This is a genomic window from Streptomyces sp. W16 (assembly GCF_033194735.1).
Taxonomy (GTDB): domain Bacteria; phylum Actinomycetota; class Actinomycetes; order Streptomycetales; family Streptomycetaceae; genus Streptomyces.
The window spans coordinates 1-13,138 of record NZ_JAWOAI010000273.1 but is presented as its reverse complement, the minus strand read 5'-3'; the positions used below and the strand labels follow the sequence as shown (position 1 = coordinate 13,138).

The window sequence follows — 13,138 nt, the reverse complement described above, 5'->3', positions numbered from 1 at the left end:
CCGGGTTCGAGGGGCTGCCGGTCGTGGTCGAAGCCGTGCAGGTTGATGTAGAGCTGGCCGTCCGGGAAGCGGTCGCGGACCTGGTGTGCCCAGTGCACGGCCAGCGCGGTCTTGCCGATACCGGCGGCGCCGCCGATGGCGGAGATGACCACGGTGTTCGCCGCTTCCCCCTCTCGCGCGGGCGAAAGCAGGGCGTGAAGCCTGGCGAGTTCACCGGTACGACCGGCGAAACCCGGGGTGTCGTGCGGGAGTTCGGCGGGCACGGCGCTCTCGCGCGGTGCGGAGAGCACCGACGGGGACGGACGCAGGAGAAAGGCGTCGTCCTGGTGCAGTACCGCCTCGTGCACCCGGCGAAGTTCCTCACCGGGATCGGTTCCGAGCTCGTCCCGCAGTCGTTTCCGTAGGTCATCGTAGGTCGTGAGCGCTTCCGCCTGACGTCCGCGGCCGTACAGGGCCCGCATACGCAAGGCCGTCAGCGACTCGTCGTAGCGGTCGGCCGCCGAAGCCGCCGACAGCCCGCTCAGATCGTCGAGGGCATCGCCGAACCGGCCCAGCGGGACCAGGCACTTGAGCCGCTCCAGCCGGAACGTCCGCCGGTGTTCCTCCAACCGCTGTCGCTCGCTCCGCGCGAAGGGTCCCGGCAGCCCGGCCAGGGGTTCGCCCCGGAACAGCCCGATGGCTGCGGAGAGTTGGTCCGCGGCGGTGGCCAGGTCGCCCGAGGCGACGGTGCGCAGCGCCTCGGCTCCCCGTTCGTCCAGATCCGCCGTGTCGAGTCGGACCTCCTCGACGACGAAGCGGTACCAGCCCTTGCCGCTGCGGATCACCGACTCCGCGGGCGGGGTGCCCTCCGGATCGAGCGCTCTGCGCAGCGAGTTGACGTGAGTGGGCAGCACCTTGTGGCCGCCTGCGGGAGGCTCCTCGCCCCACACCGCGTCGAGCAACCGCTCATGACTCACCACGGCTCCTTGCCGCAGCAGCAGAGCGGCCAGCACGGCCTGCCGCTTGACCGGCCCCAGCTCCAACGGCGTCCCGCCCCGCCAGGCCCGTAACGGTCCGAGCACTTCGAACCGCAGCAGTTGAGGAGATCCGTCGTCCACCCCGAAGCCTCCGCTTCCCCACGTCATCGAAATTTCATCAGAATTGCAGCACCCCCAGCCATGGTTACGGACACGACATCGCACAACCCGCACAACCGAAGGGGGTCCGCGTGACCGAAGTGGATCTGGTGGCCACCGCGTTGGCCACGGGGGCGGCAGCCGGGCTCACCGACACCTCACGAGGAGTCGTCCACGACCTGCACACCGTGCTGAGGGACGCGGTCCGCCGACGGCTGTCCGATGGCTGCGACGGCGTGCGGGGCGGATACGGCGTACGGGTGCTGCACGCGTACGAAACGGACCCCGATGTGTGGCGGACCCGGCTGCTCCAGGTCCTGGCCGCAGAGCTGGAACTGGACGAGGAGATCCTCGGGGCGGCCCGCGCAGTGCTCCGCGCGGACCGCGGGACAGGGCACGTCATCGTGGACGTGGTCGGTTGCGGCGCACGGAGCGGATGAATGCCCTTGGCTGATGTGTACGCCGATGCCGCGTACGGAGTCTCGGAGCCGTGGTTGCAGGGGCATGGTCAAGAGCCCCTCGGTTGTTTCGGAGAGCCCCTCCTCGGTGACCATGTCTGCACGCGGAGGGGACGGTGGACGCACATGACGGTGCCCGAGGGAACCGAGGAATGGCCGGCGCGCAGTCTGCTGGGGAGGCTGTCCTTCTCGGCGCGGCGGGAACTGCTCGACCTGGGGACCGAGGTCCGGTTCGACGCGGATGCCGTGCTGCTGCGACAGGGGATGAACGACAGGCACGTGCTCCTGCTCCTGTCCGGTCTCACGAAGGTCATGGCGGTTGTGGAGAACGGTGAGACTTCGCTCCTCGCGGTCCGGGCCGGCGGTGACACGGTAGGTGAGATGGCTGCCATCGACGGGTGCGCCCCGCGCTCGGCGACGGTCACCGCCTGCGGTCCACTGACCGCGCGAGTGGTGCATGACGGCGCGCTGCGAGCACTGTTGATGCGCCGCCCCGAGGTCTCCATGGCCTTGACGATGGTCGTCGCCGACCGCTTGCGCTGGGCCAACCGCAGGCGGCTGGACTTCCGGGGGTATCCGGCGAAAGTGCGTCTGGCCCGTGTGCTGGGAGAACTCGCCGTGTCCTACGGGACTCCCCGGGGCGACGAGGTGGTGATCGACATCCGGCTGACGCAGCCGGAGCTTGCCACGCTGATCGGCGCCGCGGAGACGACGGTCCACAAGGTACTGCGTGAACTACGAGAGGAGGAGCTGTTGGAGACCCGCTACCGTGCCACCGTCATCAGGGACGTGACCGGGTTGAGGCGGCTCGCGGACCTGGCGGACGAATGACCGTGGCCGAACCGACGTCAGCCCAGTATCGGCTGCAGGACCACGCTCAGCCCCGCGCTGACGCCCATGACGGCAGTGCACACCACCGCTCCTGTCAGCCAGCGGTACTTGAGAACGGCGACGCGGGCGAGGAACCGCACGGTGTGCGACAACTCCCTGCGATCCGCGGCCTCATCCGCGGGCACGTCCTCGGCGGGCAGGATGTCGGGGCCCGACTCCAGGTGGACGAAGCAGTACCGGTTGGCGGCCCGATCCCGCAGCAACCGCGGGCTCAACACCGCTGCCAGACTCACCGCGCCACCGGTCAGGCCGCAGACGAACAGGGCCAACAGTGTCCCCGCGAACACGCCGGCCGCGCCTCCCCGTTCGCAGACGAGCACGACCCCACGACTCCATGCCCCTGCGGTGCCGACCAGCCCGGCCTGCACCGCAGCCAGGATGCCGGCCTTCGCGTCCGCGTGCTGGTGGGTCGTCTGCAGCGCGGTGAACATGTACTGCGCGGGGCGGCTGTCGGCTGCCTGAGCGGTCGGTGCCATGGACGTCTCCTCCGGTCGGCGAGGGCGTGCTGCCTCCAGTAAGAGGTGATCGTCTCCGCCGAACCAGTCCCTTCTGCGGGTTCCGGGGACCTCGTCAGTGCTCGCAGATCTCGGCATCCCGTATTTCCACAGGGTTCACACCGAGGCGCAGGTGTACGACTTGATCGCCGGCACCCGTGATCCGGGGGAGCGGGTGCCGGTCTGATGTGTAGTAACTCCGTTGATTTGCAGGGGATTTGAGTCACGCAGCGTGCTCCCCCTGAAGTACGTGTACCGAGAGGTGTCATGGCAACGAACGGTAAGGACGGGCCGGGCGGTGCGCGCGCCTTCGCGCGCAGACTGCTGCTCTCCGTCGACGCGAAGGGATACGGCGGGGCCGACACGGTCAGGCAGCATCAGTTCCAGGAAGCGATCGTGCGGTTGCTGGAACTGGCGTCCGACGCCGCCGGGTTGAACCGCGAGAAATGGCTGACACAGGAGGGCGGGGACTCGCTGTTCGCGGTCCTGCCCGAGGGGGCCTCCGAGCCCGCCCTGGTCGACGCCTTCATGCGAAGTCTGGAGGCCGGTCTGCGGGCCTTCAACATCGGGCGGGAAACGGAGGCGTGGCTGAGGCTGAGGGCAGCTGTCCACTTCGGCGAGACCTCGCCGGCCGCAAACGGCTTCGCGGGCAGCGCCCCGGTCGAGATCGGCCGCATCCGTGACTGCGCGGCCCTGCGCGCCGCCCTGGACCAGTTGGCGGAGGCCCCGCTGGCGGTCGGACTGTCCGCGACCGTCTTCCGTGACGTCGTACAGGGGAAGGCGTACACCACCATCCGGGAGAACGAGTTCCGGGAGGTGCCGGTCAAGGAGAAGGAATATCGAGGGGCGGCCTGGATCTGGGTTCCGGGCGCCGATGTACGGCAGGTGGACCTGAGTCCTGCCGTACTGGAGGGGGAGCCGCGTAACGCGAACCTGGTGCGGAGCAAGGTGAAGGTGAACAACGTCCAGGGCCGCGCGGTCGTGGTGCGTGCGGAGGGGGCTGTGGCAAACCCCATCGAGGCCATCGCCGACATCGGTCGCGTGGCGCGTGACGGAGAAGTGATCGGTGTGGACCTCCGTGCCGCCGGAGGCAAACCATGACCGCCCACACCCCCTCCCCGCGCCGCGCCTTCGAGGATGTGATCCGGGCCCGTACAGAGACGGACTTCGTCGAGCGTGCGTGGCTGTACGACGAGATCGAGCAGGCGCTGAAGTCGGACGAGGGCCAGTACATCCTGGTGACGGGCGAGCCGGGAGCGGGCAAGACCAGCCTGCTCGCCGGCATCGCGCGGGCCCACCCCGACCGGCTCCGCTATTTCTTCAGACGGGACAGCCGGACCGCGGTCACCGGCGGCGACACCGAGTCGTTCCTGATGAGCATCGGACACCAACTTGCCCGGGAGCGCCCGGAACTCTTCGAACTGGAACGCCTCTCGGTCGTCGTCCAGCAGCACATCGACTCCGTGGCGGCAGAGGGCCGGGTCATCGGCATCAAGATCGACGACTTGAAGGTCTCCCCCTTCCACCGCACCGCCATCCTGGAGGTCGAACAGCGCATACGTGATGTCGCGGGCACGGCCACCGGCGTCCAGATCGGCACGGCCCATCTGGAGCCCCGTCTTCTCGACCCCGACAACCTGGCCCACCTGGCGCTGATCGGACCCGCGCAGGTGTTGGCCGAACAGGACCCCGAGGCCAGGATCGTCATCCTGCTCGACGCCCTGGACGAGATAGCCGACGACGACACGACGGGGCCGAGGAAGAGGGTCCTGCACTGGCTTGCCCGTTCCCCCGAACTCCCCGCCAACGTCAAGGTGGTCATGACCTCCCGGCCACACGCCGGGCTCCGGCTGTTCCGGTCCGCCCGGGAGGACCGACTCACCGACGTGGTCATCGACCCCGGCTCACCCCAGGTCGTGGGCGACCTCCGCACGTACGCGGACCGCGTCCTGGAGCGTCCCGCCGTCCTCGCCGCCGAACGGGCCAGAGGCAACCTACTAGGCAGCATCAAGCGGCACGCCGTCCGCAGGGCCGCCGGAAACTTCCTGTACCTGGCCACCTACGCGCGGGCGCTGATCGACGCCGCCGGGGAACAGGACGACGAGATGGTCGACAGGCTGCTCGTCTTCAACGGCGTACCGGGCCGTCTGCCCGGGCTGTACGGGTTCTTCGTGGAGTTGGTGCGCGAGGAACTCAGGCCATGGCCAAGGGTGCTCGGGACCAGTGAGCCGGACGGCTGGGAAGGGGTGGGCCTGCCGATCATCGGCGTACTCACCGTGGCGAGAGAGGCCCTGACAGAGGACCAGCTCACCGCTCTGTCCGGTACGCCCGTACGGGAAGAACCCGCACAGAAGGTCCTGTCGAGCCTGCGCTGGCTGCTGGACCGCCGAAGCGACCGGATCGCCTTCTTCCACACCTCGGTCAACGAGTTCCTCGCCGGACAGGAAGCCCGCGAGAAACACCCGGAGTGCTGGGTCGACGAGACCAGATGGCACGAGCAGATCGCCCACCGCTACCGGGGCACCGCGTCGAACTGGGCGGACCTGGACTGGTTACAGGTGGACCACTACGGTCTCGCCCATCTCGTCGCCCACGTCCTGAAGGCCGGGACGCGCTTCTCCGCCGAGGCCGTCGACATGATCTGCCCCGGTCTGCGGAGCGCCGTCAGACGAGAGTTCGGGGCCGAGCGCCGTTTTCTCGAACTTGTCGACAGCGTCGCTCACCATGTCGCCGACGGCGCGACTGTCGCCACCGGGCTCCCCGCGATGACGTACCTCGGGGTTGTGCGTCACCAGGCGGCGCAGTCCAGCAATGCGCTGCCGCCACGGGTGATCGGGCTGCTGGCCCGGATGGGGCGCGTCAAGGAGGCGCTGGAGCACGCGGTCGGGATCACACCGTCGCTGTGGCAGGTCACGGCGTTCGCGGAGATCCTTCAGTACGCGCATCCTGGGTCCGACTCGCCCTCGACCGACGAACTGCTGGACCTGCTGGTCGAGTCCGCGCTCGCGGTTCCGACAGACAGCTACCCTCTCAGCCCCAACTACGAGGCGGACAGAGCGATCGAAGCGACCGCACTACTGCTGGCACCCCACGATCACGATCGCGCGGTGCGGTTGTGGCGGTGGGGACAGGAGAGGTCGCCGAGATCGGGCCGCCTCGCGGGGGAGCCGGATGCCGTGTATCGCGCCGCCGCGGTCGCTGAGCAGGATGTGGACACAACCCGCACCCTCATCGGCAAGATCAGCGGGGAGCGCTGGGGGGACTACCTGGACGCGGCGGAACGCGCCGACCCCGCAAGGGCCGTCCAACTGCTGCGGGAGGCCGAGAAGTCCCTGGGGTCCGCCGGACCGGCGGACCGCGTCCTGGGGCTGGCACGACTGGCGGCCACATGGGCGGCGCACGATCCGGACACCAGCCGGTGGTTCCTCGCCGAGGTGCGCGCGCAGCTCTTCGCAGCCGGAGGAGAGAAGAACCTTGCCGCCCAACTGGTCAAGGCGGCAGGCGTGTTGCAGGACGTGGACCGGATGACGGCTCGCTTCCTGCTGGCCCGCCTGGACACCTGCTCCCCCGACTACTGGGTCGCTCGCGACGGTGCTCGGCTATGGGTTCGTTGGGGGGCGCCCGAGCGTGCGCGGACTCTTGTGGCCCCGCACCTCGCAGCGACCCGGGACGACTGGATGAGGTTCGCCGCCATGAAGGCGATCGGACAGTCCGGCCGAGCCGAGGCACTACGGCTCCTCGAACGTGACCATGCCGCCATCCCTGGGCCGTCCGCGGATCCGGATGCGCACGCGACGTTCAGCATGGAGCGCGACAACGAACTGATCGAAGTGGTAAAGCGAATGGCCGAGTACGACCTTGCCCGGGCAGCGCAGATGGCCAGGGGCATAACCGAGACCACCTGGCGTGACGACTGGTGGTGGCGTAACCACGCCGCAACCGCCGGCCCGGGCCAGGAGGTCTTTGGCAAGGACCGCCATTCGCTCCTTGCCGGAATCGCCCACCTTCACGTTGCCCGAGGCCAGAGTGGGCCGGCCGCCGCCATCCTTGAGGAGGTGCTGGGAAGTACGGAACACCCCGCACCTCTCAGAGGGGGCGGCGGCTCCGGTCAGTACTTCATGACGTCGTCGTCCGAGTCGCATGAACGTTCCTCCAAGAACCGTCTGGCACGGCTGAACATCGACGGCATGTTGGCGCAGTTCAATATGAGCCATGACTGGGCCGCTCGCGCGCGAGGACACTTCTATCGCGATCCGGCTGATGTCGTCCGCGCCGTCGAGCTCGGCGCGCACAGCAGCATGGCCAGAGTGGTACGCCGGTTCGCGGGGCGGTTGGCGCGCCGAGATCCCTCACGGGCCGGCGCCCTCATCCGCTCGATCGCGGATCCCGGGGAGCGGGCCATCGGCTTCGCGGAACTGCACCGGGTGGCACACGATCCCGGCGGCACCGGCCCTCACACGCCTGAGGCGGACGTGTTCTCCAGGGAAATCGATCGCGCGCTCCGTGAACTACCGCGCTACCGGTGGACATCCGCTCTCGGAGACGGCGCGGAGGACAAAGCGTGGGCATACGTACGTCCTGATCACCGGGTCCGCTTCGAGCTCGCCCTGCTCGCCCTGGGATGCCGGATGGAGGACTGGCGGGCAATCGACGGGCTGCCCTACCTGACCCACGCACGGATGTATTCGGGGGGTCTGTGGATATCCGAGGTGTATGCCGCCGCCGTGATGGACAACAGGCGGCCACTTCAGGGAGCCAGGGAAATCCATGCGCAGAACCTCAGCCCGGGACGGGACCTGGGTCAGGACGACGTGATGGCCAACATCGTGCTGGCCGCAGCCGCGTACCACGAGTACCTGATCGCCCGTGAGGTGCCTGCGTACAGCTTCCACGCGCCGCAGGCGCGCATGGACGACCCGGTTTACGCCGCAGCCGTGGACCTCGTGACTCCCGTCCCCGGAGCCCCCCTCAGCCCCGCGTTCACTCGTCGGCTGAGGGAGATGGTGGACGAGGGCCCACTGCCGGCGGCGGCCGGGCTGCTCGCCTTCGCCGGGGAGGTCAGGCCGGAGAACCGGCACGAACTTCGTGAGCTGGCCGCAGCGGTCATCGCCAGAGCCCGTGACGGTTCCGCGATCGGCTTGGACACACTGGCCATCCTGGTGGAATCGCCCGTCCTCGGCGACCTGGTGGATCCTGTCGCTCTCCTGCACGAAGCCGACCGCTGCGAGCTCGCCTGGGCGGGCGAGACCTGGATTCCCCACGACGTCGTGGCACGCCTGTTTCCCGTCCTGCTGGAGCGTGCGCCGACGGTCGCGATGCACAGGTTCTACGAAGTCACCTCGTCGGACTGGTCCTTCGCCATGTCAATGCTGGAACACGCAGCGGACGCCTTGATCGGCGCGTTGGACGCCGACGCCGTGGCCGTCCTCGGCGCGGCCATCACCCAAGGGCTTGCCTGCACCTCCCCCGAGGGCATGGCACCCGATGTCGTGGACGGTGTCCGGCCGGCGCGACTCGCCGGCGGCCCCGGGGACGGGAGGCCGGCGGCATGACGCATCCCGTCGACCCTGTGGTGGTGAGGGCGCACTCGGACGTCCTGGAGCTGTTCCGCACGGATACCGCGGTGGATCCGGCCGGACTGGCCGCGGTGTGCCGAGCCGCCCGCGACCGGCTCGCGGCGCTGCCCGACCTCGACCCGGACCATCCGCACTCCTGGGCCTCGTACGAACTGATCACGACGGACGTACAGACCCTCCTCGGCTATCTGTGCGAGGTCGATGTCCCGAGCAGCGAACCGGAGCACTTCCGGTCCCTGCTGATCCGCGTCCTTCGCTACCTCTACGCAGCCGACGGCGCCAAGACCGGCGTTCGATTGGCGGAGATCATCCACCGCGAGTGGGAAGCGCGGATCGGAGAGTCGCACATCGACACGCTCCAGGCCGCTGAACGACTTGCCGCGTGTCTGCACGCAGAGGGCGACGCGAAAAGGGCCCGGCCGGTGTTCGAAAGGATCTTTCGACTGCGGTCCGGGAAATTCGGTGACGACCATCCCGATACCCTCCTCGCGGCCTGCAACATAGGCGCGTGCCTCGGTCAACTCGAGGACTACGCTGCGGCGTTCCAGCTGTACAGCGACACCGCACGGCGATGTGAGCGACGACTCGGCAGGGATCACCGGACGACGATGCTGGCCACGTTCAACCTCGCGGCCTGCCTGCGCAAGCTCGGGCAGCACGAGAGGGCGCTGACGCTGTACCAGGACGTTCACCGGCGGTACGGACGGGTGTCGGGGAAGAACTCCCTTGAGACGCTCGACGCGGAGGCGGGCATCGCCAAGACTCTGCACGAGCTCGGCGAGTACGAGCAGGCACGCGCCATCAACGCCGGCTTGCTGCCGAGATTCGAGAGCCTGGCCGGAAAGAACCACTCAAGTACAGCGCACGCCCGCAGTCGTCTGGTGGAGAACCTCCGCGCGCTCGGGCGTAACGAGGAAGCCGATGAAGTAGAGGGCATCGTGCACCCGGATTTCTGACCGTCTCGGCGTGCACCGCGCCGTGCACGCGGAGCGTGCGAAGCACCACAAGGACAACCCTGCCCACCACAGCGAGGAGGCCGCCGAAGGCTAATGGTGCGGTTTGTGGTGCGCAGCCCGACTACCGGTCTGGACAACAAAGAACCCCCAGGTCAATGAACTGGGGGTTTCACATGGAGCGGGTGACGAGAATCGAACTCGCACTCTCAGCTTGGGAAGCTGATGTTCTACCACTAAACTACACCCGCGCGTGACGCCGGTTGAGCCGGTGTCGAATGCCCGCTCACTCTACCCCATGCCCAGCCTCCGGCGCCGAAGCCGCGGAGGCGCGGTCGCGTTTCGGAGGGTGGACGCGGCTGCGGGGGACCGGAGTTGGGGCGTACGGTGGAGGCGTGGAAGAGGGTCCGGGTGGGACGGAGTGCCGCCTGGAGAGTCGTTCCTTTCATCCCGTAATGTGGCATTTGGCATCCGGCGAGCAGCAGCCGGACGCGGCTCTTGGGGAAGGGACTCATGGACTTGATGGAGCGCACCGTCGTCCGTTGTGCGGATGGGCACGTGTTCAGTACCGCTTCGTTCCCGATGCAGCAGGCCGAGCGGCTCGGCCCCGGCCGGCTCGTGAGGTGTCCACGGTGTGCCCGGCTCCGCAGCGCGGTGCCGGTGACCTTGGAGAAGCAGTAGGAGTAGCGGTACCGCGGTAATGGCAGGCGCGCGGGTCCGTCCGATTGTGGTCGGTCCGCGCGTCTTGCGTATCCTCGGGGCGTGCTTCTCTCAGACAAGGACATCCGGGCCGAGATCGACGCCGGGCGGGTCCGGATCGATCCCTACGACGAATCCATGGTGCAGCCGTCCAGTGTCGACGTGCGCCTCGACCGCTACTTCCGGGTGTTCGAGAACCACCGCTACCCCCACATCGACCCCTCCATCGAGCAGGCGGACCTGACGCGGCTGGTGGAACCGGAGGGCGACGAGCCGTTCATCCTCCACCCCGGCGAGTTCGTGCTCGCCTCGACCTACGAGGTCGTCTCCCTGCCCGACGACCTGGCCTCGCGCCTGGAGGGCAAGTCCTCCCTCGGCCGGCTCGGCCTCGTCACACACTCCACCGCCGGGTTCATCGACCCCGGCTTCTCCGGCCACGTGACGCTGGAGCTCTCCAACCTCGCGACCCTCCCCATCAAGCTCTGGCCGGGCATGAAGATCGGCCAACTGTGCCTGTTCCGGCTCACCTCACCGGCCGAGTTCCCCTACGGCAGCGAGCGCTACGGCTCCCGCTACCAGGGCCAGCGCGGCCCGACCGCCTCCCGCTCCTTCCTCAACTTCCACCGGACGCAGGTGTGAGCATGGACGCCGTACGGGAGAACCTGACCTACGACACGTTCGGCGTCGCCGTGCGCGAGCTCGCGCAGACCATCGCCGACGACGGCTACGAGCCCGACATCATCCTGAGCATCGCCCGCGGCGGGGTGTTCGTCGCCGGCGGGCTCGCCTACGCCCTCGACTGCAAGAACATCCACCTGGTCAACGTGGAGTTCTACACCGGCGTCGGCACCACCCTCGACATGCCCGTGATGCTCGCCCCCGTCCCCAACGCCATCGACTTCTCCTCCAAGAAGGTCCTGATCACCGACGACGTCGCCGACACCGGCAAGACGCTCAAGCTGGTCCGCGACTTCTGCGTGGACACCGTCGCCGAGGTGCGCAGCGCGGTCATCTACGAGAAGTCGCAGTCGCTGGTGAAGTGCGAGTACGTATGGAAGCGGACCGACGACTGGATCAACTTCCCGTGGAGTGTTTTGCCTCCGGTACATAGGTCGGGGGAAGCGGCGAAGCCGAACAGGGAAGCGGTCTGAACTGCGGGTATCTCGTAGATCAAAGGAAGAGCCCCCTCGAATTCGCCGGTTGTCGAGGGGACTCTCATGTCAGGTCGCCCCTCGATGCGAACTACGGGCGCGGTGGTCGCCGTACCTCCCTGCTGTACCGCGCTCGTTCAGGAGCGAGGTGCCGATCCTTTCGCATCCGCGCCCGCTGCGGGACCGGTCACGGAATGGGTCGGCAGTCGACTTTGCGACGTCCTCTCAGGTGTTCGCGTCGTCAGGGCCGGCAGGAGCGCCGCCAATTCGGCGTCGTCCGGGCGGTGGACCGCCTCGGCCGCCTTACGCGGAATGGCGCGGCCGACCTTGTCCGTGTCGGCGATCAGATGGATCACCACGCCGTCGTGCTCACAGGTGACCTGCTTGGCCGACACCTCGCCCAGCGGCTGCTTGGGGCAGTTCTCCGCTTCCGGTGTGGCGAGCATGTCGGGGTTGGCGGAGTCCCCATGAGCGGAGGGGAGTGACATGCCTGCTGTTTCCCCGTTGTTCCCCGCCACGCGCGTCGGCCCTGCTCGGCGTGGACGAACCGGCAGCCGCCCGCCCACGTCTCCGTGTCGGGGGACGCCACCCAGCCAGCAGTGCCGCCTCTCCGACGATTGCGGCGGGATCACGGTTCAGCCCCTACGACGACCGCGCCTTCACCGCGGCTCCGCCATGTGATCAGATCGGCCGGTACCAGCAGTTGGCGGCTCGGGGAGGAGTCGCGGAGGAGGGGGAAACCGTGATGCCCGCTGTCGCCGGAGAGACAACACGGCCGTGCCCGGAATGCGGCACGGAGATCCGGGGTGACAACCGGTTCACCGTCTGGTGTGCCGCCTGCGACTGGAACGTGGACCCCGAGGAGCCGCGGCCGGACACGGGACGGCTGGAGCGGGCCGAGCGCGCCCTGGCCCGACGGCATGGCGAGCAGCTGCTCGCGGAGATGCTGAGCGGGCGGGAAACGCGCCCGCGGCGTGACGCCTCGGCGGTGACGGCCACCATGCTCGCTCTGACCGTGCACGCCGTCACCCTCGCGCTTGCCGTCGGTGGTGTCTGGTGCGTGGTGGCGGGCTGGGGCGGCGCCGGCATGGTGGCGGGGCTGGTGTTCCTGGTGCTGGCCTGGGCGCTCGCCCCGAGGGTTCGCCGCCTGCCCGACGACCGGCCCGTGCTGTTCCGGGCCGACGCGCCCGAACTCTTTGCCCTGGTGGACGAGGTGGCGCGGGCAGTCGGCACCCGAAGCGTGCACGCGATCGCCGTGGACGGGAGCATCAACGCCGGCGTCACGACGTACGGTGTGCGCGGCCGGCGGCTGCTGATGCTGGGCATGCCGCTGTGGGAGGTCCTGACGCCCGGGGAACGGATCGCGCTGCTCGGCCACGAACTGGCCCACTACGCCAACGGCGACACGCGCAACGGCCTGGTGATGGGCACGGCGATGCGGACCCTGTCCCTTTGGCACCACACCCTCCAGCCGCTTCCGCGCCCGTCCGCGATCGAGATGGTTGTCAATGCCCTCTACGTGGTGCCACGACTGCTGGTCCGTGGGGTGCTGGCGTTGCTCGTCCGGCTGACGTCGCGGGCCGGGATACGGGCCGAGTACCTGGCCGACCGGCTGGCCGCACGCACCGCTTCCACGCAGGCGGCGGTGGGCCTCATGGACCGGTTGCTCATCACCGACGCGCTCGTCGTCCTGCTCCGCAGCGAGGCCAACCGTGCCGCCCTCGGCGGGGCGAGGTCCACCCGGGAGGCCAGGGCCCGGGCCGGCGAGCTGTGGGGGCTGCTCACCGCGTACGCGGCGTCC

11 protein-coding genes and 1 tRNA gene are annotated in these 13,138 nt (G+C 68.8%); 8 read left to right on the top strand and 4 right to left on the bottom strand.

All coding sequences use genetic code 11. The features are described 5' to 3' along the window. On the bottom strand, positions 1-1,124 hold a 1,124-nt coding region (locus R6V09_RS30720; RefSeq protein ID WP_317884717.1), incomplete at its 3' end, for an AfsR/SARP family transcriptional regulator. 83 nt (positions 1,125-1,207) lie between these two features. Between R6V09_RS30720 and R6V09_RS30715 the strand changes: the two genes are divergently transcribed. Together R6V09_RS30715 and R6V09_RS30710 are read left to right on the top strand one after the other, a co-directional pair. After that, complete coding sequence (locus R6V09_RS30715) at positions 1,208-1,555, top strand: hypothetical protein (RefSeq protein ID WP_317884716.1); 348 nt, start codon at positions 1,208-1,210, stop codon at positions 1,553-1,555. Between the two features lie 144 nt (positions 1,556-1,699). Further along, complete coding sequence (locus tag R6V09_RS30710) at positions 1,700-2,404, top strand: Crp/Fnr family transcriptional regulator (RefSeq protein ID WP_317884715.1); 705 nt, start codon at positions 1,700-1,702, stop codon at positions 2,402-2,404. A 17-nt stretch (positions 2,405-2,421) separates the two neighbouring features. Here the strand turns inward: R6V09_RS30710 and R6V09_RS30705 are convergent, their stop codons facing one another. Continuing rightward, positions 2,422-2,940: a hypothetical protein gene (locus R6V09_RS30705; protein ID WP_317884714.1), complete on the bottom strand. Its 519-nt coding sequence runs from the start codon at positions 2,938-2,940 to the stop codon at positions 2,422-2,424. A gap of 285 nt (positions 2,941-3,225) precedes the next feature. Between R6V09_RS30705 and R6V09_RS30700 the strand changes: the two genes are divergently transcribed. The 3 genes from R6V09_RS30700 to R6V09_RS30690 are packed head-to-tail and all read left to right on the top strand — an operon-like array spanning position 3,226 to position 9,490. Further along, the gene (locus tag R6V09_RS30700) at positions 3,226-4,059 is read left to right on the top strand and encodes a hypothetical protein (protein WP_317884713.1); all 834 of its coding nucleotides are present in this window, start codon (positions 3,226-3,228) and stop codon (positions 4,057-4,059) included. Then, the gene (locus R6V09_RS30695; RefSeq protein WP_317884712.1) at positions 4,056-8,510 is read left to right on the top strand and encodes a hypothetical protein; all 4,455 of its coding nucleotides are present in this window, start codon (positions 4,056-4,058) and stop codon (positions 8,508-8,510) included. Before R6V09_RS30700 ends, R6V09_RS30695 begins: the two co-directional genes overlap by 4 nt. Then, positions 8,507-9,490 (top strand): tetratricopeptide repeat protein, encoded by a 984-nt coding sequence (locus tag R6V09_RS30690; protein ID WP_317884711.1) that lies wholly within the window; start codon positions 8,507-8,509, stop codon positions 9,488-9,490. Before R6V09_RS30695 ends, R6V09_RS30690 begins: the two co-directional genes overlap by 4 nt. 174 nt (positions 9,491-9,664) lie before the next feature. Here R6V09_RS30690 and R6V09_RS30685 read toward each other — a convergent pair. After that, positions 9,665-9,738: transfer RNA gene (locus R6V09_RS30685), tRNA-Gly, on the bottom strand. 511 nt (positions 9,739-10,249) lie between these two features. Here R6V09_RS30685 and dcd point away from each other — a divergent pair. Both dcd and R6V09_RS30675 read left to right on the top strand, forming a co-directional pair. Next, entirely contained in the window at positions 10,250-10,825 is a 576-nt protein-coding gene (gene dcd, locus R6V09_RS30680; protein ID WP_019055444.1) for a dCTP deaminase, read from the top strand. A 2-nt stretch (positions 10,826-10,827) separates the two neighbouring features. Next, positions 10,828-11,337, top strand: a complete 510-nt coding sequence (locus R6V09_RS30675) for a phosphoribosyltransferase (RefSeq protein ID WP_317884710.1) — start codon at positions 10,828-10,830, stop codon at positions 11,335-11,337. 137 nt (positions 11,338-11,474) lie between these two features. Here R6V09_RS30675 and R6V09_RS30670 read toward each other — a convergent pair whose 3' ends face one another. Next, on the bottom strand, positions 11,475-11,783 hold the full coding sequence (locus R6V09_RS30670) for a hypothetical protein (protein WP_317884709.1): 309 nt from the start codon (positions 11,781-11,783) through the stop codon (positions 11,475-11,477). A gap of 299 nt (positions 11,784-12,082) precedes the next feature. On the opposite strand from R6V09_RS30670, the gene R6V09_RS30665 reads away from it, so the two are divergent. Next, a partial coding sequence (locus R6V09_RS30665) for a M48 family metallopeptidase (protein WP_317884708.1) occupies positions 12,083-13,138 on the top strand: 1,056 nt, incomplete at its 3' end.